The organism is Brevibacillus sp. 1238, assembly GCF_029892995.1.
Lineage (GTDB): Bacteria > Bacillota > Bacilli > Brevibacillales > Brevibacillaceae > Brevibacillus > Brevibacillus parabrevis.
Window position 1 is genome coordinate 185,693 of record NZ_JARXWC010000006.1, and the last position, 22,298, is coordinate 207,990.

Here is a 22,298-nt window from a genome sequence, read left to right on the forward strand (position 1 = left end):
ATGAAGAAGCGGTTCAAAAAACAGACGATTGTTCTCGCAGTATGCCTCAGTGCTATTGGGACGTTACTCGGGGGCTGCGATATCTTGGGAAGCACTTCCGATTCGTGGAAAAGTGTGGAGGCGGCAGAACAGCCGATGGAGAAGACAGCCTGGGTCACGGACTGGCAATGGATGGACGGCTCCGCGGATTTGCAAGGCATGACGAACGGTTTGACCAGTGTGCAGATGTTTGCCGCCTATTTTGACGAAGCGGATCAACTGCTGTTTACCGATATGTTCAAAGAGGGGTTGCCCAAAGTCCAGGAAATCTCGCGAAAAAGCAGTCTCGTCCATGTGGATTTGACGATCGTGAACGATCAGAAGCGCAAGAATGGCACGGACAGCCAAAAGGACCCGGCGATCGTAACGCGGCTGATGGCGACGCCGCAAAGCCGGACGAAGCACATCGACCAGATCATGGAGGCGGTAACGACGTACCAGTTCCATGGGGTGGAGATCGACTACGAACGGGTTGCGGACAAAGACTGGCAGAACATGCTGCTGTTTATCCAGGAACTGCATAAGCGCCTTCAGGCAAAAGAAAAGACCCTCCGGGTGGTGCTGGAGCCGCGGACGCCGATTGAAACACTCGCGCTGCCCAAAGGCCCCGTCTATGTGATGATGGCGTACAACCTGTACGGAACCTCGACCGGGCCAGGACCGAAAGCGGACCGGGCGTTTATCAAAGAACTGGCAACCCGCATGAAGGTCGTGCCGGGAGAAAAGGTAATCGCTATTGCGTCTGGCGGGTTTGACTGGACAGCTTCGGGCAAGGCGGTCCAGGTAACGGAGCAGCAAGCCGTGTATTTGGCGAAAGTCAATATGGCGCAACCGCAGCGTGACGAGGCGAGTGGCAGCCTTTATTTCCAGTACGTAGACGAGCAAAAACAGAAGCACACGGTTTGGTATGCCGACGAGACGACATTGCAAACCTGGTCGCAAGTCATTGCCAGTGAAGGCTACCACAAGCTCGCTTTGTGGCGCCTGGGTGATTTGAGTCCGGCAAGTGTTTCGTTCATGAATGAATAAGAAGAAGCCCCCTTCCTTTGCGGCCATTACTTCTAGGCCAGAGGGAAGGGGGCTTTTCTCTTTTCTATTAGGTCGTGCGCGTACTAGATTTTCAGGATGCCGCCCATGCTCGCATTCGTTACCATCTTGGAGTAGCGTGCCAGGTAGCCTGTTTTCACTTTCGGCTCAAATTCTTTCCAGCCTTCGCGACGGCGGGCCAGTTCAGCCTCGTCAACGTTCAGGTGAATCGTGCGCTCTTCGAGATCGATCGAGATGATGTCGCCGTCTTGGACGAACGCGATAAGGCCGCCTTCAGCCGCTTCCGGGGAGACGTGCCCGATGCTGATGCCGCGGGAAGCGCCGGAGAAACGGCCGTCTGTGACGAGAGCCACTTCCTTGCCGAGTCCCATCCCGACGATTTGCGAAGTAGGAGCCAGCATTTCTGGCATGCCCGGGCCGCCTTTTGGTCCCTCGTAACGGATGATGACGACGTGACCGGACTTGATTTTGCCTGCCGCGATGCCCGCCAGCGCTTCTTCCTGGGAGTCGAAGCAGATCGCTGGTCCTTCGTGCTTTTTAATAGAAGGATCGACACCGCCCGTTTTGATGATCGAGCCTTGCTCGGCGAGGTTGCCGAACAGGACGGCCAGACCGCCGGAGGCACTGTACGGGTTCTCCAGACGGCGGATCACCTGGTCGTTTTTGATTTCCGCTTCCGCGATGTTTTCCGCGAGCGTTTTGCCTGTCACGGTGATGCGGTTCGGATGGATCGCGCCTTCTTTTCGCGCAATTTCCTTGAGAACAGCGGAGACGCCGCCTGCTTCGTGGCAATCCTCGATGTGGTAGTCGGACGATGGCGCCAGTTTGCAAATGTGCGGAATGCGCTTCGCCACTTCGTTGATGCGCTCGATTGGATACTCGATGCCTGCCTCCTGAGCGATTGCCAATGTGTGCAAAACGGTATTCGTCGAGCCGCCCATCGCCATATCGAGCGCGAAGGCGTCGTCGATCGCTTCGAGGGTAACGATATCGCGCGGTTTGATATCACGCTCGATCAAATTTTTCAGTTTTTCTGCAGAGGCTTGTACCAGTTCGCGGCGCTCCGGAGAGACGGCGAGAACGGTGCCGTTGCCTGGCAGCGCCAGACCGATCGCTTCGAGCAGACAGTTCATCGAGTTGGCGGTAAACATACCGGAACAGGAACCGCAAGTCGGACATCCGTATTGCTCCAGCTCTTCCAGCTGCTTGTTGTCGATCAGACCTGCCTGGTACGCCCCGACTCCTTCGAATACGGAGGAAAGCGAGATAGAGCGGCCGTCGCTTGTCTTGCCTGCTTTCATCGGTCCGCCTGTCACGAAGACAGTCGGAATGTTGACGCGCAGAGCGCCCATGATCATTCCCGGAGTGATCTTGTCACAGTTCGGGATGCAAATCATGCCGTCGAACCAGTGCGCGGCTACGACCGTTTCCAGGCTGTCTGCGATGATCTCGCGGCTTGGGAGGGAATAGCGCATCCCGATATGGCCCATGGCGATCCCGTCATCAACCCCGATGGTATTAAACTCAAATGGAACCATGCCTGCGGCGCGAACAGCTTCTTTGACCAGCTTGCCAAACTCCTGCAAGTGCACATGGCCTGGGATAATATCAATGTAAGAGTTGCAGATGGCGATAAACGGTTTGTCGAAATCCTCGTCTTTTACGCCTGCCGCCCGGAGCAAGCTGCGGTGCGGTGCGCGGTCGAAACCTTTTTTAATCATGTCACTGCGTTGTCTAGCCAATGTATAGCTCTCCCTTCCTGCTTGAAAATGACCTGTCTTATGTTTTGCACTATCTTATCAATTTTTATTAGTAGAAACAACCGTAAAAGTCTGAACATTTGCTCAGTCTGACGCTTGCAGGCAGCTTGCCATGCCGCTTGCAGCATGGCGAAAACAAGCTTTATCAGCTACAATAAGAGAACGAATTTTAATTTTGTTGGAGTGAACAAAATGATAGAGGAATTGAAAAGTATTTGCGAGGAAGGCAGCGATGAGGAGCGCAAAATACTGGAGTTGGCGATGCAGGCTATCCGGCAAAAGCGCGAGCGCAAAAGTGCCTATCTTTCAGGCTTTCTCGGCTTGAAGGGAGAGTTTATCGACGAAAAGAAGCAGTCGTATCGCTTCGAACTGCCGCTCACGGTGTTCATGCACAATTCGGGAGGCGCGGTACATGGAGGGATTCTCGCCACGCTGATCGACTCGGCCATGGGCTCGTTGATCAACCGTTCCCTGCCCCCGGAGCAGTACGCGGTCACGACCGAGTTGAAGCTCAACTACTTGCGTCCGGGAATAGGGGAACGGCTGCGCGCTGAAGCGACATTTTTGCATCGGGGACAGACGCTGGTCGTTATGGAAGGCAGCGTTTACGACGAGCGTAACCATCGGATCGCGCACGGCACGGGTTCGTTTATCGTTTTAAATCGAAAATTTTTTACCTGAACTTCACCGGATCACAACAAGTCCGCTGTATTGTGAAATATAGGTCAGCATCTTGCCGGAGAGGGGCACGATAAATTCCATGTTTTCTTTCTCCACGATGCCGGAACGAGAGACGATCCGCGCCCATTTGACGCCGATTTTGTAGTATTGGGAGCCAAAGGTCGTGTGGACGGTTTCTCTGTTCAGCCGAAACGACATCGGCGCCGTATCGAGCGTATGCGGCACCATGCTGACGATATCGTGCAAAAACAGGTGGTAGGTCAGGTGCGGCTTGAAAAACACGAGTTCTTTTGTCGTGACCGTAAAGCCGTAGCTATTGTTCATCTGGGTGAATTTCAGCTCACCCTCCATATTTTTCAGACGAATGAAGTCGCTGTTCATGTTTTTCCCCTCCTAAAAAGCGTCGGGCTGTATGCGCCAAAGCCTGGCTTTGCGCCCGCTCGCCTGCGCTGCGTCTTTTGTCTTTTTCGCGATGGGTGTCATTCTATCATAGTGATGTGCGCATGAGGAATGCAAGGGAAAACAATGGACAAACGACCCAATGAAGGAGCGAAAAGCCGATGCTGGAAATTGCCAAGGAAGCAGCAAGTGTGGCAGGAGCCTTTTTGAAGGAGCGTTTTCTGGAGCAGCTCACCCCTGACGAGGAGCTGCATAACGATGTGAAACTGCCGGAGGACAAAGGCAGCGAGCAGCGCATCATTGAAGTGCTGCACCGTCACTTCCCGACGCATACGATTTTTTCCGAAGAGATCGGGATGGTCAGCCGCGACGAGGAGTATTTGTGGATTGTCGATCCGCTGGACGGCACGAACAATTATTTTATCGGCCATCCGTATTTTAGTATATCGATTGCCTTGCAGCACAAAGGCGAACTCGCCCTTGGCGTCGTGTACAATCCGGTAGCAGGTCAAATGTTCTGGGCGGAAAAAGGGCAAGGAGCGTTCCTGAACGGCAAACGCATCTCGATCAACAACCGGACAGACTTGACGCGGGCAGCAGGGACGTACATTCGCGGACGCGAAACCGTGACCAGGCAGGAGGAGCTTGCTGTTACAGAGCCGTTCATGCTCCAGACGAAGCGTCTGTTGCGCAACGTGGCTCCGGCACTCGATTGGTGCCTGCTCGCCAATGGCTGGCTCGACTACATCGTCATGCAGCGTTCGGGGATCATGGACGTGGCTGCCGGAATCGTGATCGCGAGTGAAGCGGGCGCTACCATAACCGATTGGCAAGGTGAGCCTTACCGACACGAGCCGTTTTTCCAGGATCAGACGCGTTCGCTCGTAGCGACAAACGGTCAGCTGCACGATACGATCCGCGCGATGACAGTGGAGCAGCACGTGGCGAATGTGCAGCGGTAGGCTTGGAAGCCACATACAAACAGCGCGACCATTTTCACAAACGCTCTTTTCTAAGAAATTGTTGCTTTTAGAAAAGCCGTGAGTTGCTTGATATTTATAGTACCAAGCGAAGCGTGCATTCACGGTAAATGGAAATCCTATAGACTTCCTGATTTTCATTATAGAACACACGTTTCCACAACAGCAATAGCAACAAAATTTGCGAAAAGAGCCTTCACAAAAATGGCCAAGGCTGGGGCAGGAGACGGGACTCTTGCACCAGCTTTTCCCTTTTTAGCCGAATTTCGTGTTTTTTCGGCAACCATTTGTTCCGTGATGCGTATAAATTGGTGCTATCTTGAAAAGGGCATCATTTTACTGAGAAATGGGGTGACAGCATGGCTAGACTGGAATATCGTCTGCTGGACGAGACGAACGGGTACCCTGTCCTGTTTTATTACGATCGCATCGACAAGGACGAGGTGTCGCTGCGCTTTGCCTGCGACTATTTGGTGAAGGGGCATGTCGTCTACGAGAAGACTTCTTGCGCCATCGAGGGCGGGACATATGTGATCTACGTCCGCCACTCGTCCGAGGAGACGGCGGTGGACTATGCCGAAAGACCGTCCGTGCGCTGGGGGAGCATCCAGATCGAGATGCGCGAATACAGGGAGAACACACGTCTCTACCCACTCGTGCACACGTTTTCGTTCAAAGATGACGACGATGCTCTCCTGCATTTGCAAAGCGACTATTTGTATCTGAATGGCCGCGAATGGGAAAAAACCTCGGCTGAGGTGGATGAGGATCGTCAGGTGTACATTTACTACGCACAGCCGGCAGGGTAGGAGGGAAAAAGCATGGCACTGACAAAATCGGCAAAGGTGGTCGGTCTGTTTGTGGCGGCAACGCTGGCTATTAGCGGATGCTCGTCTGATTATGATGACGATTGCTACGACGATGACAATGACGGATATTGCGACGACGGCGGGAGCAGTTCGCGCGGATCGTCCGGCTACTACGGCGGCAGTTCGTCCAAAAGCAAGTCGTCAGGAGTATCCAGCGGCATTAGCCCCAGCAGCTCCAAAGGTGGAATCGGCAGCTCGGGCGTGTCCAGCTCGGGGTGATGGAAGTGGATAACAAGAACCGAAGAGAAGCGCTGTACGGCCCTTTGCGCGAGGAAGGAATTTTCCTGTGGGATTGGATGTACGGGGAAGAGTATGCGCTGGCGGATATCCACCTCATCTCCGAATCGTTTCGGGAGGAGCTTGCGACAGCAACGGCAAAGCTCGGCCGCATTTTTACGAAAGTGATGCCTGTCTTGCAACGCGCGGACGATGCGCTTCTGCTTGAGTTGGGCGTTCCGGCGCAAGCGTTGCAAACCGTGCGAACCGCTGTCCTGCAAGATTTGCCTACAGCGATCGGCCGCTTTGACTTCGCCAGCACGAGCGAAGGGCTGAAGATGCTGGAATGCAACAGCGATACCCCGACAGGGATTGTGGAAGCTTTTCACGTCAACGAACACGCGTGTCGCTACTTCGGGGTGAAAAACCCGAATGCCGGGATGGACGCGCAGCTGCAACGCGCTTTTGCCAGGCTGATGCAAGCTTACAGCGACAAGGGCTATCCGGTTGAGCACGTCTGGTTCAGCTCGCTGGACTGGCACGAGGAAGACAAGGGAACGACCTTGTATCTGATGGAAAAGTCGGGAATCGACGCCCGATTTGCGCCGCTGGAAAAGCTTCGCGTCTGGGAAGACGGACTGTACGTCGAAGCAGAGGGCAGCTTGCTTCCCGTCGATGTGCTGTATCGGCTGCACGCCTTGGAAAAGCTGGCCGAAGAGCGGGACGAAGACGGCTATCCCACAGGGGAGCACGTGCTTTCCCTGATCGCTGCGAAAAAACTGGCGATTATCAATCCGCCGTCTGCGTTTTTGATCCAGACGAAAGCGCTCCAGGCGCTGATCTGGAACTTGCACGAGGCAGGCGAATTTTTCCAGGAAGAAGAACACGCGATCATCGAGACGTACATGCTTCCAACGTACTTCGAAAATCGGTTTGCAGGAGCGAATGACTATGTCACCAAGCCGATTTTCGGCAGAGAGGGTGGCGGTGTCGCGCTGTTTGCAGCCGATGGGACACTGGTCGAAAAAGATCAGGAGGAATTTTACTGGGAGCAGCCGATGATTTATCAAAAGCGGGTGGAATTGCCCGAGATTACGGTACAGACGCTGTCAGGCCCGTATCAAGGCAGGCTGTTGTGGGGCTCCTTCTGGATTGGCGGAGAAGCGTCTGCGGTCGTGGCCCGTGTCGGCGGCCCGATCACCAACAACTTGTCCTATTACTTGCCGGTCGGCATGAAAGGGTAACGAAAAGGAGAGGAGTGCGGCATGATTACACAATGGAGTTACATACTCAATTTTTTGGCCTATTTGGCCGTGACTATTCCGATATTGGCAGTCGGCATTTTCGTTTTTACGTTTACGACTCCGTATAAGGAATTTGCGTTGATCAAAGACGGGGCACAGACAGACGACCCGAAAAAAATGGCGGCGGCGAAAGCAGCGGCACACGATTTGGGCGGAAAAATTATCGGTCTGGCGATCGTGCTTGCATCCGCTGTCTATCACTCCGTCAACCTGTTGGATCTGGTCGTGTGGGGATTGGTTGGCATGGTGTTTCAAGTCGTTATTTTTTATTTGTTCGAGTGGATCACGCCGTTCAAAGTGGTGTCGGAAATCCCGAACGGCAACGTTTCTGTCGGCATTTTCGCCTCCCGGCTGAGCATTGCGGCAGGCTTGCTGATGGCGGCTCTCATCAGCTACTAAGATATAGAAAAGCGGGATCGGTCCTCGGGAGGAGTCCTTCGTGTTTTGGCGCGTCATGTATGAGATATTCGTCATCATGCTAGTAATTACGTATGCAATTTTGCTTTTTGCTGATTTCTCGAACCACCCGCTGCTGACAGACGAATTGATGCATTGGGTCGACAACGGGCTTATCGTCATGCTCATCGCAGAATATATGGTTCGCTTGTGGAAGGCAAAAAACAAGCGGCAGTTTGTCATCTCCAACTGGTTCGATCTGGTGGCGATGATTCCCTTGGACCAGTATTTGTATTTGGCCCGGTTCATGCGTGTCCTGCGTTTGGTGCGCATTGTGCGGGCTTCTCCGTTTTTGCTTGGCGTCATCCGCTCCGGCCCTATGCGGCAAGTTCTCGGGGTCGTTACGATTATCATGCTCTGGAGCTCGACAGCGATTTATTTGCTGGAATACGGCGTGAACGAAAATATCAAGAGCTTCACCGATGCGCTTTGGTGGTCGATCGTGACGACGACGACGGTAGGGTACGGGGATATTTCCCCTGTGACGTCAGGCGGGCGGATCATGGCGACGATTTTGATGGTGACAGGGATTGGCATGATCGGTGCGCTGACAGCCAACTTTGCGACCCACTGGACGGAGACGCACGATGCCAAAAGCGACTCCGAAACCGACCGACTGACAGAAGAAATCCGGAAGCAGACGATTTCCTACATCCAGCAAATCGAGAGCTTGCGGGAAGAAGAGTACGAGACGTTAAAAGAAAGTCTGGACTTATTGTATCGTCGAACGAGAAAGAAACACGAAGAAGAGTGAGCTGTCGGTGCGCCGGCAGCTTTTTTTCATGACTTTTCGGGGGAAAATACAGAAAAGAAGCTATTTTCGTGAAGATTATACCGAAGAAATACGAATTGATTGTTGACGCGGAAAAGCAACCCATTTATAATTCCGAGTAAACACATATGATTTACTAAATAAGTTTGGATGAGGGGTATATCCGATGGCAAAAACTGCGGCTTTGGTAATCGCTCACGGTTCTCCCGATCCCGACTGGCTGAATCTGGTTGAATCAGCAGTCAGGCAGTGCCAGAGCGAGCTGCCGACCCGGGTCGCCTATCTGGGGGGAGTAGAAGGGCGCAGCATCAGCGACGAGTGGAAGCGCCTGGAGGCATCCGGAGCGAAGCGGATTGTCGTGGTTCCTCTGTTTGCCTCGGCGGGCAGCAATCATGTGACAGAGATACGGGCGATGCTGGGGCTTACGCCTTGGCCCACCTGGGAGACGGAGCAGGTGCGCATTCCTGTTCGGGCGAGGATTTTATGGTGTCCGCCGTTGGAAGATCATTCGCTGGTGGAGCAGATCGTCGGACAGCGCGCCATGGAGCTGGCAAAAGATCCTCGCAAGGAAGCGTTGTTGCTCGTCGGTCACGGCAGCGACTGGCCGGGATGCCAGGAGCGATGGGAAAAGCTGCTGCGCCGCATGACGTTTCGCCTGCAAAACCGCTATGCCTTTGCTGCAGCCGGATATGCGACGCTTCGGCCAGACACGCTGCGGGAACAAGTCGTGGCGCTCTCGGAAAAAGGGGAGGTCATCGTGCTCCCTCTGTTTGTCAGTCAAGGGTATTTCACCCGCAAGGCGATTCCGGCACGGCTGGCAGAGCTGTCGTATCGGTATAACGGCAGCGCGTATTTGCCCCATCCGCTGATTGCTGATTGGATTGCCCAATCGATTCGCATGGCACTTGTAACAGACCTTTTTACGCAAAGGAGCGTGTATGAGCATGGCAGAGAGAAAACAGTGGAAGTGGGCAGATGATCCGTCCCTGAACAAAATGGAATTTACCAAGCTGGAAAAGGACGGACTGGATGTCATCGAGACAATCGTCAACACTTATTCCAAAGAAGGCTTCGAATCGATCGAATCTTCTGATATGGACCGCTTCAAGTGGGCGGGTGTCTACCAGCAACGCCCGAAAGACGGCCACTTCATGATGCGTGTGCGCATACCTGGCGGGATCATGAGCAGCGAGCAAGCGAGAGTGCTTGCCAAAATCGCCCAGGATTACGGCCGCGATCTGGTCGACGTAACGACGCGTCAGGCTGTCCAGTTTCACTGGCTGACCGTAGAGTCGCTCGCAGACATTTTTGATCGGCTCGGTGCCGCTGGCTTGTCGTCCTTCGAAGCTTGCGGAGACTGTCCGCGGCAGATCATGGGCAATCCGCTCGCAGGAATCGATCCGCATGAAGTGCTGGATACGCGCCCGATCGTAGCCGAGCTGGAGCAGTTTTTCCTGCTTAACCGCGACTTCTCCAACCTGCCGCGCAAATACAAAATGTCCGTATCTGCGAACATTTACAACGCTGCCCATGCGCAAATCAACGACCTCGCCTTTACTCCGGCAAAAAAAGTCATCGCTGGCGAAGAAGTCATCGGCTTTCACGTCTGGGTGGGCGGAGGCTTGTCGGCAAAGCCGTATTTGGCGAAAAAGCTCGATATTTTCGTCCGTCCGGAAGAAGTCGTCAAAGTGGCGGCAGGCGTCACGACGCTGTTCCGCGACTTCGGCTATCGGCAAAAGCGCACGCATGCCCGCCTGAAATTTTTGGTGGCGGACTGGGGACCGGAGAAGTTCAAGGAAGAGCTTGTCCAACTGGTAGGCGAGCTGGAAGCTGGCGGAGAGGATTTGACGAAAGGCTGGAACGGCGGTTACTTCTACGGTCTGCACGAGCAGCGCCAGCCAGGATTGTACTACGCAGGGCTGTCTGTTCCCGTCGGGCGGATGAACGCGGAGGAGCTGATCGAACTGGCTCGTCTGGCAGACGAATACGGGGATGGCACGATCGGAGCCTGCAACACGCAAAATATCCTGATCCGCAATATTGCGAAAGAAAAAGTGGCGGCGTTCCGCCAAGAACCGCTGATTGTCAACCGTTTCAAACTAAAGCCGAATACGTTTGTCGGATATGCCGTCTCCTGCACAGGCATCGAGTATTGCAATCTGGCTATCGTCGAGACAAAAGAAAGAATGCGCGGGCTGGCGCAATATTTGGATGATGCGGTTTCGCTCGACACACCGCTGCGCATCCACATGATCGGCTGCCCGAACTCGTGCGGACAACGCCAGATTGCCGACATCGGTCTGCAAGGCGCGCTGGTGAAGACGCCAGCCGGGATGGTCGAAGCTTTTGATGTCCACGTAGGCGGAACGCTGGAAGAGCCGCAATTCAACCGCAAGCTGAACGCGCGCGTCACCGTAGACAGGCTGGGGGCTTTCCTGGCGCAGCTGATCGCGCTTTACAAGGAAGATCGGCTGGAGGGCGAGGAATACTGGCGCTACGTCGAACGGGTCGGGCTTGCCCGGATTCAGGAGCAAGTCGACAGCATTTTGCAAACCGCATAACCAAGCCGAGCGAAAAACGCAATCTGAGGAAATGAGGGAGTACCATGGCAGAGGAACAAGCCGAGAGCTATTTGTACAAATTGGAGGCTGTGCTGGAAGAAGGCCAGTTGCTGACCGTGGTCGTGATTGCGAAATCGGATGAGCGTGCCTTTTCCACTGCGGAAAACAACCTGCTTCGGCACACGATTGTCCCGCCGAAGGTCAAGGAGCTGAGTCTGGTCGAGAAAAAGCCGCTCGGCCGTCAGGGAGTCGGCTACGTCGTGGAGACATCCCGTTTCAGCTAACCGGATGTGAAACAGGCAGCTTTGCTTTTCATGCTAGGAAGGCGTCAAGGAGGAGTGATCAACAATGAATGCTGGCAGAGTCGTCTTTGTAGGGGCAGGCCCCGGCGATCCGAAACTGCTTACCATCCGCGGGATGGAGGCGCTGCAAAATGCGGATGTCGTCGTCTACGACCGTCTGGCTAGTCCGTTGCTCCTCTCCCATGTCAAAAGGGAAGCCAGACTCATTTACTGCGGCAAGGAAAGAGACAGCCATACGCTGCCGCAGGAAGAGATCAACCTCCTGCTGATACGAGAAGCCAAACAGGGGAATAACGTCGTGCGCCTAAAAGGCGGGGACCCGAGCATGTTCGGCCGGGTCGGCGAAGAGGCGCAAATGTGCGTGGAGCATGGCGTGGCGTATGAGATCGTGCCGGGGATTACTTCCGGCATGGCTGCGCCGCTCTATGCGGGCATTCCGCTGACCCATCGCCAGTTCAGCTCCTCCGTCGCTTTTGTCACCGGACATCTCTGCGAGCAAAATGCCGACAAGCAAGCGGATTGGCAGGCATTGTCCCGAGTGGAGACGCTCGTGATTTACATGGGCGTGAAAAATTTGCCGCACATTCAAGAGCAACTGCTTGCGTGCGGAAAAGCGGGAAATACCCCAGTCGCCCTGGTCAGATGGGGCACGGTTGGCGAGCAGCAAACATTGGTCGGCAGGCTTGCGACGATCGATCAGGATGTAGCCAAAGCAGGTTTTGCGGCACCTGCGATCATCATTGTCGGCGAAGTGGTGCAGCTTCGCGAGCAACTGAACTGGTACGAGTCTCGGCCCCTGTTCGGACAGCGGGTGGCCGTGGCAACCCGGACAGGATCAGGCAGCCAACTGCTGGCGAACCGCCTGGAGCAGCTAGGGGCAGAAGTGGTCCCCCTGCCGCTTGCGGAGCGGCCCTTGCTGGCAGCGGAATGCTTGGGCGTGCCAAAAGACATGGCGGCATACAGCTGGGTGCTGCTCGACGACGAGCGGCAAGCGAGGGCGTTTCTCGCGGAGCTTGGCAGGCGCCGCTTTGACCTGCGAAAGCTGACGTGCAAGCTCGCCGCGCGCGGGGAGCGTACAGCCCTGTTTCTGGCGGACAGAGGATTGTATCCGGAGCGGGTCTTTGCCGAGTCGCTCGCTTCGTCGGCTTTGATCGAGGAGCTTGTGCAAAAGAACGGGGAACAGCGGGTTTTGCATCTGCGCTCAAAAGGCGTGGCAGCGCTTGCCCATCCGGCGGCAGATGTCATCCATCTCACAGCAGGGGGAGTCCTGGAGTGGGAGGAGACGCATCCGATTGTTTCCTGGATAAAAAAGCGGCCGTTTGACTGGTTTGCAGCCGATGACGGCGAGGTTTTGCCTGCCTTGGCGGATTTTGCAGGGGCTGGCTGGGAGAATGTGCCACTCTTTTGCGCCAACCAGCGTACACAGCAGGTGGCGAAAAAAATGGGGTGGCGCATCGTCATCGACGATAGCCTGGAAAGCTTTGCCCAAGGAATCCATCCGCATGAGCAAATCGCCAGTGTAACGAATCCGGCGCCCCTGCTTTTTTGGAAAAACAGATTGGCATGACAGGAGGTAGGGCTGCTCGTGGATTGGAGTTACGTCGCCATCGCCATCGCTTTGTTTTTTGCAATGAATATCGGCGCAAGCGGGACTGCTGCTTCGATGGGTGCAGCATACGGCAGCGGAGCGGTTAAAAGCAAGCTGCTTGCGATGATTCTCGTCGCCATCGCGGCTCTGCTTGGAGCTGTGCTTGGCGGCGGCGAGGTCGTCAAGACGATTAGCGGAGGAATTATTCCGACGAATTTGCTCAGCATCGAGGTCGTCGTGATCATCCTTGCTTCCGCCACACTGACGCTTTTCGGCGCCAACCTGCTCGGGATTCCGCTCTCGACCAGCGAAGTGACGGTGGGCTCGATTGTCGGGGTAGGGCTTGCTTATCAGTCGCTGTTTGTGGGGCACATTCTCGTCATTCTGTTCTTTTGGATCGTGGTGCCAATCGCGGCTTTTATCGGAGCCTACGTTGCCGGGAGGGTCATTTCCCGTGTGGAGCGGCGCTGGCCAGACTTGCAAAAACCAGGCTCCAAAGGAGAGCGCTGGCTGACGATCTTGCTCGTTTTGTGTGGGGTATACGAAGCGTTTTCAGCCGGAATGAACAACGTAGCGAATGCGGTTGGCCCGTTAGTGGGAGCAGGCTTGATGTCGACCGACTCCGGCGTGTGGCTCGGCGGTTTGGCCGTCGCTGCCGGGTGCCTGTTGCTGGGCGGAAAAGTGCTGGAAACGAACGGCAAGAAAATTACGTCGCTGTCGCTTTTACAAGGGAGTGCCGTATCGGCAACGGGTGGGACATTGGTGATCGTCGCGTCTTTGTTCGGGATTCCCGTGCCTCTGACGCAGGCGACTACTTGCGCGATTTTGGGTGTCGGGACGTCTGAGCGAGGTTTTGTTTTGTGGCAAAAAGGGATTATCAAGCAAATTCTCATGGTCTGGATTGTCTCGCCTGTTTCCTCGCTGGTCGTTTCCTTCGCGTTTGTCCATCTCTTTTTGCGCTCGGATTTGTACACGCTCGTCGTGCTCGTGAGCGTATTCGTAGCGACATTGGGCTTCGTAGGACTGATCCGGCTGATTCGCAGGGAAAACAGTTCCATCAACGATCAAGGAGGGGGCATATGAGCCGTTTACATTACGACACGGCAACAGCCGAGCAGCTTGCCGCGATCAACAAAACGCTGGCAAAGGGAGATACCGTCGATGTCATCAAGTGGGCCTACGAGACGTTTGGCGATGACCTGATCTATTCGTGCAGCTTCGGGGCAGAAGCCATGGTGCTCATCGACATGATCAGCGATGTGAAAAAAGACGCCCGCGTCACGTTTTTGGATACCCATCTGCATTTTGCCCAGACGTATGAGCTGATTGAAAAAGTGCGCGCCCGCTATCCTGCGCTGCAATTGACGATCAAGGAGCCGCAGCTGTCGCTTGCCCAGCAGGCAGCAGAGCACGGCGACGAACTGTGGATTGCGAAGCCGGATCTGTGTTGCCACTTGCGCAAAGTGCAGCCGATGGAAAGCGTGTTGAAGGGCACTGTGGCCTGGATGTCAGGACTGCGCCGCGAACAGTCTGCGACAAGAGCAGACGTCCAGTTTGTCAATCGCGACGAGAAGTTTCAGTCGCTGAAAATTTGCCCGCTGATTCACTGGAAGGCAGAAGAGGTGTGGCAGTACATCCGCGTGTTCGAGCTGCCGTACAATGCTTTGCACGACCAAAGCTATCCGAGCATCGGCTGCGCGCCATGCACGCGTCCGGTCAGAGCGGGCGAAGACGAACGCGCTGGTCGCTGGTCGCATCTGGGCAAGACAGAGTGCGGGCTGCATCTCGCCAAGTGAGTGTGAAGATAGAGAAAACGGATATGGATGAGGAGGGCTTGAAAGTGAGTGGTAGCATTCCGCATGGCAACGTACTGGTAAACCGTTTTGATCCGACCGCGGACCTGTCCCGTGCGACAGCAGAGGTCGAACTGGATGCTTTTGCCCTGTCAGATTTGGAGCTGATCGCGATCGGAGGATACAGTCCGATTGCCGGATTTTTGGATCGGCACGACTATACATCTGTCGTGGAACGCATGAGGCTGGCCGATGGATCGGTCTGGAGCATTCCGATCACGCTTCCCGTTTCAGCAGCTGTGGCAGGAAGTCTGCAAGCAGGAGACGCGGTGCGCCTGGTCTATCAGGGCGAGGTGTACGGCCTGTTGGAAATTTCCGACATTTATTCCCCGGATAAGCGGCAGGAAGCGCGCCTCATATACGGCACGGACGACGAGAACCATCCCGGCGTGAAAAAGCTGCTGGAACGTCCTGATGTGTATCTCGGCGGGCCGATTACGTTGGTGCGGCGAGCTGATAAAGGGGCGTTTGCCGCTCACCATTTCGACCCGGTGGAAACGAGAGCGGCGTTTGCCGCCAAAGGCTGGAAAACGGTCGTCGGCTTCCAGACGCGCAACCCTGTGCATCGGGCGCATGAGTACATCCAGAAATCGGCATTGGAAACCGTCGATGGCCTGTTTCTCAATCCGCTCGTGGGCGAGACGAAATCCGATGATATTCCGGCCGAAGTGCGGATGAAAAGCTATCGGGTGCTCCTGGACAAATACTACCCGGCTGAGCGGGTCGAACTGGCCGTGTTTCCTGCCGCGATGCGCTACGCCGGGCCGCGCGAAGCCATTTTCCACGCGCTGGTGCGCAAAAACTACGGCTGCACTCATTTTATCGTAGGCAGGGACCATGCGGGGGTCGGCAACTACTACGGTACATATGACGCCCAGCATATTTTCCGCCAGTTCCAGCCTGAGGAACTGGGCATCACGCCTCTGTTTTTCGAGAACAGCTTCTACTGCAAGACATGCGGCAATATGGCATCTGCGAAGACGTGCCCGCACAGCGCTGAACACCATGTCGCCTTGTCGGGAACGAAGGTGCGGGAAATGCTGTCTCGCGGCGAAGCTCCGCCAGCGGAATTTAGCCGTCCGGAAGTGGCGCAAGTGCTGATCGAGGGGTTGCGGCCGATCTCCGTATGACCAGGCAAGCAGCTTTTTGGCAAGGAAGGGAAGAAAGGGGAACGACTATGGCGAACGACAGTGCTGCGAATATTGTGTGGCACCCGACAACGGTGACGAAAGAACAGCGGCAGCAGCGCGCTGGACATAAAAGCGCTGTTCTCTGGTTCACGGGCTTGTCCGGGGCGGGCAAGTCGACATTGGCCAACGCGGTCGAGCACGAGCTGAATCAGCGCGGCTTGGCGAGCTATGTGCTGGATGGCGACAATATCCGTCACGGCTTGAACAAGGGACTGGGATTCGGGGAAGAGGACCGAAAAGAGAACATTCGCCGCATCGGCGAGGTTGCCAAATTGTTTGTGGATGCAGGCGTGATTGTCCTGACCGCGTTTATTTCGCCGTATCGCTCGGATCGCGAGCTGGCGCGCAGTTTGGTAGCGGCAGGGGAATTTATCGAAGTCTACGTCCAATGTCCGCTGGAAGAATGCGAACGGCGAGACGTGAAAGGGCTATATCAAAAGGCGCGGCGCGGGGAGATCGGCCAGTTCACCGGAATTTCTGCGCCCTACGAGGAGCCGGATCAGCCAGAGCTTGTCGTCGCCAGCAGCGAGCAGTCGATTGAGGAGTCGGTTGCTGCGGTCCTGGCCTATCTGGAGCAGGCGGGCATCCTCACCTACGAAAAAAAGCACGACGCGTAAATGCGCCGTGCTTTTTTTGTACAAGTGCAGCTAAGGCTGCTGTTAAGGAGTAGCTGGAGTTACTTCTTCAGCCCACTCCGCTTCCAGTTCTTTTTGCCATTTCAGATCGTCCACTAGGCTTTGTGCAAAGTGACGCATGAAGCCTTTGTCGCTGAAGTTGTTGATCGCTTTTTCGTCTTTGTAAAGGTCTTCCGCTGTCAGGTAAGCGTCTTTTGCAGGGATTTCGAACTTGGTTGCTTTTCCGAAGTTGAACGCGTATTGATCAGCAAACAGACCGACTGTCAAAGGCTCTTTCATTTCTGGCGCCTGGAACGTTACGCTCAGGTCGCTCTTTTGGTGAACAGGCATTTTGTTTTTGTCTACGTAGAAGTCGAGGTTCCAAGCCAGCTTGTGGAAGCCTTCTTTTTTCATTTCTTCTACGATTTTTTCAGGTGTGTATGTTTTGCCTGTCTCTTCCAGCCATTGTTTTGCTTCTTTCAAGCCTTCGTTGATGGTAGCTTCGGCATTGGCGCGTTTTTCTGCCTCTGTCGTTTTGCCCATTTCCGGATACATTTCTTCTGTCAGGGAATTGGTCAGCACCAGCATGTCGATTGCGAACGTTTTGACGTCTTGGCTTGCTACCGCGTCGTTGGCAGTGAAGAAGAACATTTTTACCAGTTCTTTGGCATCGATCTTCACGTTTACGTGAGTCGCTTCCACTTTTTCGCCGTTTGGCAAGGTTACGGTTTCTGTGCCGAGGTTTTTCGCATCAGCCAGTTTGTAGCCGTATTTGCCTACGTATTTTTTGATGAAGTCAAGCGTCAGCTTGTTCATTTTGTCTTGGTATTCTTTGAGTTTCGCCGGGTTTGCCTTGTCGTTTCCGCTTACGCCAGTGAAAGCGCCGGAAGTGTTTGCATCCACAGCCAAGTATTTGTTGTCGAGCGGAGATTTCACGAATACTTTGTCGTCGCTTACGAGCAGCTCAACAGACGCTTTTTTGTCGCCAGTCCAGAGCTTGTTGTCGCGCAGCAGTTTGTCGTCGTTTACTTCCAGTTGAACTTTTGCGTTTTTCAAGTCAAGCTGGGAGCCTTTTACTGTTACCCCTGCTTTCAAAGCGGACAAAATGGCTTGTCCTTCTTTGTCAGGATTGGTTTCCCCAAATGCCTGAGGCAATTTGTCTACGTCTCCGGTCAATTTCACAGTGCCTTGGAAGTCGTAGTTTGGTTTATCGATGGATGCCACGATCGAATCGCGCACCAGTGAAGCCTCACCAGCACATCCAGTGAGTACCAGCATACCTGCGAGCAGTAGGGCACTTCCTTTTTTCCACATGCTGTGTTCCTCCCCTATGTATTTGTATTTTTGTTCCTCTATGTATTACGTTTTAGTAAAGAAAAGGTTTCGCAAATACGGAAAAAAATCACAATCGGTCTAATTCGGCGCCGATTTCATGGTAAGATGAAAGGGAATAGATGGTTAGCAAAGAAAGGACGTTGCAACATGTGGTTGTGGCTTCAAAAGCTGATGAAATTTTTTCAGGGCGAAGAGGAGCAAGATGAAGTAGTGGAAGGGCGTCCGGCAGCGAGTCCTCCTCCTGCAAGCCCGGCTCCCCGCCAGCCCCAAGCGAAGACGAAAAGCATTTACCCGAAAGAGCGGGTAAGTAGCCGGAATATAGAGGATGCGCGTCCACGCAGGGATCGTCAGTTTCGTTTTCCTGTCGTGCCAGACGATTATTTGGAGAACAAGCGAAAAGAGAGAATGAAGCAGCAGGCGACAGAAGAGGCCCAGCGAGTTCAGCCGCCCGTGCGTGAACGGCGGGAGCCAAGCGTCAGGGAGTCTTCCCGCGAGTCTTTTCGTGCCGCACGCGAAGAATACATACCGGACAAGCCTATAGAGACGGGCGCAGCCAAAAAGCCGTCTGCTACCACCGAGTACAAACGCGAGACACCGAGAAGGGAGCCTGTCAAACAGCCGGACAGCGCAGGGCGCGCGCCTTCGATTGCGGAAGGAAAGAAGGCGTACCAGCCATCGGAGATTGTGTCGCCCGTGTATGGCAAAATCACCCCGGCTACCCGTGAGGCTGAGCATCGCATCCATACGACAGGCGGTATCGTGTACCCGCGTCTGGAGCAGGAGGAGCATCTCCAGCAGCTCAAGCAGTGGGAGCAGGAAATCAGCGAGCGTTATTTCCCGGATGAGACGTGGGAGCATGTGCACTCAGCGAGCGATTCGGGTTCAGCAAGCGACCCCGCAAACGGTTTTGCAAGCGATTCAACCATTGATGCCGCAAGCGCGACGAAGGCGGACAGCCGGGTCAGCGAGCAAGGTGGGGAAAAAGTTGTTCCGCTTGAGCAGGCAGCAGAGGAAATCGCGGATGCACAGGACCAGGCAGCAGCAGCGGCCTTTGTGGCTTCGCAGGCGGAAGCAGCGGTTTCGGAGCCTGGACGTATTGTTGTGGAGCCGCCAGAAATGGTTGGCGGTGAACACGGAGACGGCGAGAAGACAGAAGTCGGGCAGCTAACTGAACGGACGACTGAACCAGGGCAGACAGAGCAGCTGGACGGGGCGTATGAGTCAGGTCTAGGTCCAGAAAACACGCAAGAATGGCAGCAAAGGGCAGCGAGTGACGCGGTTCATCAGGAAGGCGAGGCGCAAGCGGTCGTGCTCTCGACCGACCATGCGACGACAACCGAAGCAGATGGCGAGTTGGCGGATGCGGAACGTGGCGGCGCAAGCGCAGGAGTGGAGCGAGAGTCAGCGTTTGCAGCGGGACAAGCCGAGACAGAGGGAGAACTTCACGAAGCCGCGGCAACTGCGGAGATCGCGGAGGGGCAGGCACAGCCTGACGTGGAGCTTGTGGTCGTGCGAGAACAAGCGGGTGCAGGTGAAGCGGTTGAAACCGCGGAAGCAGCGGGGGCGACGTTAACAGCGCAGGGGCGTTCGGTGACCGACGAGAGCGATATGCAGGCGCAGCAAAAGCTGATCGCAGCGCTAGGCGACGCCGTGCGCACAGGAATCGAGGAGGGCTTCGCGGCTGTTCACGGACAAGGGCAAATAGTCGATAGCGCCAAGCCTGCTGTTACGGGAAGCAACAATCATTTTGATGCCGATGTCAACCGTCTTTTGGCGCGTGCGATGCCGGAGTCGGGCGGTGAAGCTTCGTCTGTAGCGAGTGTGAAGCAGCCGGAGTCGGGTGAAGCAACGTTGACCGTGTCGGGAGCGAAGTCAGGGGCGGATGAAGCAACGTCGACTGTGGTGGGAGCGAAGCTGGAGACGGGCGAAGGAAGCTTGACCATGGCAGTAGTGAAGCCGGAGTCGGGTGAAGTGACGCTGACTGTGGCGGGAGCGCAGTCAGCGTCGGATGAAGCAACATCGACTGTGGCAGTAGTGAAGCCGGAGTCGGGTGAAGCGACGTTGACCGTGTTGGGAGCGAAGCCAGAAACGGGCGAAGAAAGCTTGCCCGTGGCAGGAGTGAAGCCAGAGTCGGATGAAGCAACGCTAACTGTGGCGGGAGTGAAGTCAGAGTCGGATGAAGCGACAATGACCGTGGCGGGAGCGAAGTCAGAGTCGGATGAAGCAACGTTGACCGTGGCGGGAGCGAAGTCAGGGTCGGATGAAGCAACGTCGACTGTGGTGGGAGCGAAGCTGGAGACGGGCGAAGGAAGCTTGACCGTGGCAGGAGCGAAGTCAGAGTCGGATGAAGCAACGCTGACCGTAGCAGGAGCGAAGCCAGAGTCGGATGAAGCAACGCTGACTGTGGTAGGAGTGAAGTCAGAGTCGGGCGAAGAAAGCTTGCCCGTGGCAGGAGTGAAGCCGGAATCGGACGAGCCAACTTTGACCGTAGCGGGAGCAAAGCTGGAATCGGCCGAAGCAACCTTGACCGTGGCAGAAGCGAAGCCAGAAACAGCCGAAGCATCCCCGGCTTTAGCGGCGGATGCTGCTACAGAGAACGCCCAACCAGCACCGCAAGCACCCGTGATCCAGCTGCCAAACGCTGGACAACAGACTGGCTTCCAGACATCGCCAGCCGCCGGGGTGGCAACACCGGGTCCGAGCGCGAATCCACCTGCAAGTACGGCGCAATCAAGCACACCATCCGAGCCAAGCGAAGCGGAAATCGCGGAACCTCCGTACTGCTTGCCGACGCTTGCGCTGTTGAATCCGAGCCCGCCGCCAAGCGATGACGACGATGAGCATACGCAGCTGCAAAAGCTGCTTTTGGAAGAAACGTTGTCCAACTTCAACGTGAGCGCAACGGTCGTCGGGATCGTCAAAGGCCCTTCCGTCACGCGCTTTGAGTTGCAGCCTGCTCCTGGCGTGAAGGTAAACAAAATTACCGGCTTGGTCGACGACATCAAGCTGAATCTGGCGGCCAAAGACATTCGGATCGAAGCGCCGATCCCGGGACGCAACGCGATCGGGATCGAGGTTCCGAATTTGGCGAGCCAGCCTGTACTGATCGAGAAGATCATCGGATCGGAAAAGTTCCAGCAGCATTCGTCGCCATTGGCTGTAGCCCTCGGCATGGACATCGGCGGCGAGCCGATTATTGCGGATATCAAAAAAATGCCGCACGGCCTGATCGCAGGCTCGACCGGATCAGGGAAAAGCGTCTGCATCAACTCGATCATCGTCAGCCTGCTTTACAAAGCGACGCCAGAACAAGTACGGCTTTTGCTGATCGATCCGAAAATGGTCGAGCTGGCACCGTACAACCATTTGCCGCACCTCGTCACACCTGTTGTGACCGACGCGAAGCAGGCGACAGCCTCGCTGAAATGGGCGGTCGAGGAAATGGAAAAGCGCTATGCCCTGTTTGTCGACGCAGGTGTGCGGGATATTGACCGCTACAACCAGACGACAGACGATCAGCTGCCGTATATCGTGATTGTCATTGACGAGTTGGCAGACTTGATGATGGTCTCCCCGCAGGATGTGGAGGATTGCATCATCCGGATTGCGCAAAAAGCGCGCGCCTGCGGCATTCATTTGCTGCTCGCGACCCAGCGGCCTTCGGTGGACGTCATTACGGGCAACATCAAGGCAAACGTGCCGACGCGTTTGGCGTTTGCCGTATTCTCGCAGGTGGATTCCCGCACGATCCTCGACCAGTCGGGGGCGGAACGGTTGCTGGGACGAGGCGACATGCTGTTCCTGGAGAGCGGCACCACCCCGGTGCGTTTGCAGGGCAACTTCGTCTCTGACGATGAGATCGAGCGCATTACGCAGGCGATCAAGAAGCAGCGCAAGCCGTCGTACCTGTTCAGCAAGGAAGATTTGGAGCAGCAGGTGCAATCTTTTGATGCAGGGGATGATCCGCTGTATATGGAGGCGCTGCTGTTCGTGGCAGACCAGGGCCAGGCTTCGGCATCCGGGCTGCAACGCCGCTTCCGGGTCGGCTACAACCGCGCTGCCCGCCTGATCGAGATGATGGAGGCGGACGGCTACGTCGCTGGACAGAGCGGAGGCAAGGCGCGGGCTGTTCTCATCACCCGCGAAGACGCCCAGGCTGTAGCGGACGGCTCGACTTTGTTGTAAAAAAATGTTGCAAAAGCAGAGGGGCTTGCCCAAGGTGGCAGGCTCTTTTTGCTAACCGAGGCAGGTAGGCAGATGCGTGTAAACACGCTGCTGTGGCAGCTTTTTTGCAAAACAGACAGCAGAATATATAAAAAGGCACCGCGCCCA

Annotated in this window: 20 protein-coding genes; 17 read left to right on the plus strand and 3 right to left on the minus strand. The window is 55.4% G+C overall.

The genetic code is table 11. The features are described from left to right. Positions 1–1,068: a glycosyl hydrolase family 18 protein gene (locus M2298_RS16155; RefSeq protein ID WP_173599137.1), complete on the plus strand. Its 1,068-nt coding sequence runs from the start codon at positions 1–3 to the stop codon at positions 1,066–1,068. Positions 1,069–1,151: 83 nt separating this feature from the next. Here M2298_RS16155 and ilvD read toward each other — a convergent pair whose 3' ends face one another. Continuing rightward, positions 1,152–2,828, minus strand: a complete 1,677-nt coding sequence (gene ilvD, locus M2298_RS16160) for a dihydroxy-acid dehydratase (protein WP_122963925.1) — start codon at positions 2,826–2,828, stop codon at positions 1,152–1,154. Positions 2,829–3,038: 210 nt separating this feature from the next. Between ilvD and M2298_RS16165 the strand changes: the two genes are divergently transcribed. Then, a complete protein-coding gene (locus M2298_RS16165; protein WP_122963926.1) occupies positions 3,039–3,527 on the plus strand; it encodes a PaaI family thioesterase in 489 nt (162 codons plus the stop codon). Positions 3,528–3,530: 3 nt separating this feature from the next. On the opposite strand, the gene M2298_RS16170 is transcribed toward M2298_RS16165, so the two are convergent. Next, positions 3,531–3,908 carry a hypothetical protein gene (locus M2298_RS16170; RefSeq protein WP_122963927.1) on the minus strand — a complete coding sequence of 126 codons (378 nt, stop codon included), beginning with the start codon at positions 3,906–3,908 and terminating at the stop codon, positions 3,531–3,533. A 179-nt stretch (positions 3,909–4,087) separates the two neighbouring features. Here M2298_RS16170 and M2298_RS16175 point away from each other — a divergent pair, with 179 nt between their 5' ends. The 14 genes from M2298_RS16175 (at position 4,088) to cysC (ending at position 16,634) form a co-directional block, all read left to right on the plus strand. Then, entirely contained in the window at positions 4,088–4,888 is an 801-nt protein-coding gene (locus tag M2298_RS16175) for an inositol monophosphatase family protein (RefSeq protein WP_122963928.1), read from the plus strand. A gap of 377 nt (positions 4,889–5,265) precedes the next feature. Continuing rightward, entirely contained in the window at positions 5,266–5,715 is a 450-nt protein-coding gene (locus M2298_RS16180; protein ID WP_173596849.1) for a hypothetical protein, read from the plus strand. A 12-nt stretch (positions 5,716–5,727) separates the two neighbouring features. Next, complete coding sequence (locus tag M2298_RS16185; protein WP_122963930.1) at positions 5,728–5,994, plus strand: hypothetical protein; 267 nt, start codon at positions 5,728–5,730, stop codon at positions 5,992–5,994. Next, a complete protein-coding gene (locus M2298_RS16190) occupies positions 5,994–7,235 on the plus strand; it encodes a glutathionylspermidine synthase family protein (protein WP_173599138.1) in 1,242 nt (413 codons plus the stop codon). Before M2298_RS16185 ends, M2298_RS16190 begins: the two co-directional genes overlap by 1 nt. Before the next feature lie 21 nt (positions 7,236–7,256). Beyond that, positions 7,257–7,694: a DUF350 domain-containing protein gene (locus M2298_RS16195; protein ID WP_063228032.1), complete on the plus strand. Its 438-nt coding sequence runs from the start codon at positions 7,257–7,259 to the stop codon at positions 7,692–7,694. A gap of 40 nt (positions 7,695–7,734) precedes the next feature. Then, positions 7,735–8,505 carry a potassium channel family protein gene (locus tag M2298_RS16200; protein ID WP_122963932.1) on the plus strand — a complete coding sequence of 257 codons (771 nt, stop codon included), beginning with the start codon at positions 7,735–7,737 and terminating at the stop codon, positions 8,503–8,505. A 184-nt stretch (positions 8,506–8,689) separates the two neighbouring features. Next, positions 8,690–9,502 (plus strand): sirohydrochlorin chelatase, encoded by an 813-nt coding sequence (locus M2298_RS16205; RefSeq protein WP_122963933.1) that lies wholly within the window; start codon positions 8,690–8,692, stop codon positions 9,500–9,502. After that, positions 9,468–11,084: a nitrite/sulfite reductase gene (locus M2298_RS16210; RefSeq protein ID WP_280648735.1), complete on the plus strand. Its 1,617-nt coding sequence runs from the start codon at positions 9,468–9,470 to the stop codon at positions 11,082–11,084. Before M2298_RS16205 ends, M2298_RS16210 begins: the two co-directional genes overlap by 35 nt. 44 nt (positions 11,085–11,128) lie before the next feature. Next, positions 11,129–11,368, plus strand: a complete 240-nt coding sequence (locus M2298_RS16215; protein WP_063228036.1) for a DUF3906 family protein — start codon at positions 11,129–11,131, stop codon at positions 11,366–11,368. Between the two features lie 64 nt (positions 11,369–11,432). Beyond that, positions 11,433–12,953, plus strand: a complete 1,521-nt coding sequence (gene cobA, locus M2298_RS16220) for a uroporphyrinogen-III C-methyltransferase (protein WP_280648736.1) — start codon at positions 11,433–11,435, stop codon at positions 12,951–12,953. Positions 12,954–12,971: 18 nt separating this feature from the next. Continuing rightward, positions 12,972–14,057: an inorganic phosphate transporter gene (locus M2298_RS16225; RefSeq protein WP_122963936.1), complete on the plus strand. Its 1,086-nt coding sequence runs from the start codon at positions 12,972–12,974 to the stop codon at positions 14,055–14,057. After that, positions 14,054–14,770, plus strand: a complete 717-nt coding sequence (locus M2298_RS16230; protein ID WP_122963937.1) for a phosphoadenylyl-sulfate reductase — start codon at positions 14,054–14,056, stop codon at positions 14,768–14,770. The genes M2298_RS16225 and M2298_RS16230 overlap by 4 nt, the downstream gene beginning before the upstream one ends. A 44-nt stretch (positions 14,771–14,814) precedes the next feature. Beyond that, positions 14,815–15,957, plus strand: a complete 1,143-nt coding sequence (gene sat / locus M2298_RS16235) for a sulfate adenylyltransferase (RefSeq protein WP_122963938.1) — start codon at positions 14,815–14,817, stop codon at positions 15,955–15,957. 47 nt (positions 15,958–16,004) lie between these two features. Then, positions 16,005–16,634, plus strand: coding sequence for an adenylyl-sulfate kinase (cysC, locus tag M2298_RS16240; protein ID WP_217022342.1), 630 nt, complete (start codon positions 16,005–16,007; stop codon positions 16,632–16,634). Between the two features lie 42 nt (positions 16,635–16,676). Here cysC and M2298_RS16245 read toward each other — a convergent pair whose 3' ends face one another. Next, entirely contained in the window at positions 16,677–17,945 is a 1,269-nt protein-coding gene (locus M2298_RS16245; RefSeq protein ID WP_122963940.1) for a hypothetical protein, read from the minus strand. Positions 17,946–18,113: 168 nt separating this feature from the next. Here M2298_RS16245 and M2298_RS16250 point away from each other — a divergent pair, with 168 nt between their 5' ends. Continuing rightward, positions 18,114–22,151, plus strand: coding sequence for a DNA translocase FtsK (locus tag M2298_RS16250; protein ID WP_348521714.1), 4,038 nt, complete (start codon positions 18,114–18,116; stop codon positions 22,149–22,151). Positions 22,152–22,298 lie beyond the last annotated feature (147 nt).

Bases quoted from the DNA above. Each gene is read 5' to 3' on its own strand.
- M2298_RS16215 (WP_063228036.1), top strand. From the start codon at position 11,129: ATGGCAGAGGAACAAGCCGAGAGCTATTTGTACAAATTGGAGGCTGTG.
- M2298_RS16230 (WP_122963937.1), top strand. From the start codon at position 14,054: ATGAGCCGTTTACATTACGACACGGCAACAGCCGAGCAGCTTGCCGCG.
- M2298_RS16190 (WP_173599138.1), top strand. From the start codon at position 5,994: ATGGAAGTGGATAACAAGAACCGAAGAGAAGCGCTGTACGGCCCTTTG.
- M2298_RS16250 (WP_348521714.1), top strand. From the start codon at position 18,114: ATGTGGTTGTGGCTTCAAAAGCTGATGAAATTTTTTCAGGGCGAAGAG.
- M2298_RS16185 (WP_122963930.1), top strand. From the start codon at position 5,728: ATGGCACTGACAAAATCGGCAAAGGTGGTCGGTCTGTTTGTGGCGGCA.
- M2298_RS16180 (WP_173596849.1), top strand. From the start codon at position 5,266: ATGGCTAGACTGGAATATCGTCTGCTGGACGAGACGAACGGGTACCCT.
- M2298_RS16205 (WP_122963933.1), top strand. From the start codon at position 8,690: ATGGCAAAAACTGCGGCTTTGGTAATCGCTCACGGTTCTCCCGATCCC.
- M2298_RS16170 (WP_122963927.1), bottom strand. From the start codon at position 3,908: ATGAACAGCGACTTCATTCGTCTGAAAAATATGGAGGGTGAGCTGAAA.
- M2298_RS16175 (WP_122963928.1), top strand. From the start codon at position 4,088: ATGCTGGAAATTGCCAAGGAAGCAGCAAGTGTGGCAGGAGCCTTTTTG.
- M2298_RS16195 (WP_063228032.1), top strand. From the start codon at position 7,257: ATGATTACACAATGGAGTTACATACTCAATTTTTTGGCCTATTTGGCC.
- M2298_RS16155 (WP_173599137.1), top strand. From the start codon at position 1: ATGAAGAAGCGGTTCAAAAAACAGACGATTGTTCTCGCAGTATGCCTC.
- M2298_RS16165 (WP_122963926.1), top strand. From the start codon at position 3,039: ATGATAGAGGAATTGAAAAGTATTTGCGAGGAAGGCAGCGATGAGGAG.
- M2298_RS16245 (WP_122963940.1), bottom strand. From the start codon at position 17,945: ATGTGGAAAAAAGGAAGTGCCCTACTGCTCGCAGGTATGCTGGTACTC.
- cysC (WP_217022342.1), top strand. From the start codon at position 16,005: ATGGCGAACGACAGTGCTGCGAATATTGTGTGGCACCCGACAACGGTG.
- M2298_RS16210 (WP_280648735.1), top strand. From the start codon at position 9,468: ATGGCAGAGAGAAAACAGTGGAAGTGGGCAGATGATCCGTCCCTGAAC.
- cobA (WP_280648736.1), top strand. From the start codon at position 11,433: ATGAATGCTGGCAGAGTCGTCTTTGTAGGGGCAGGCCCCGGCGATCCG.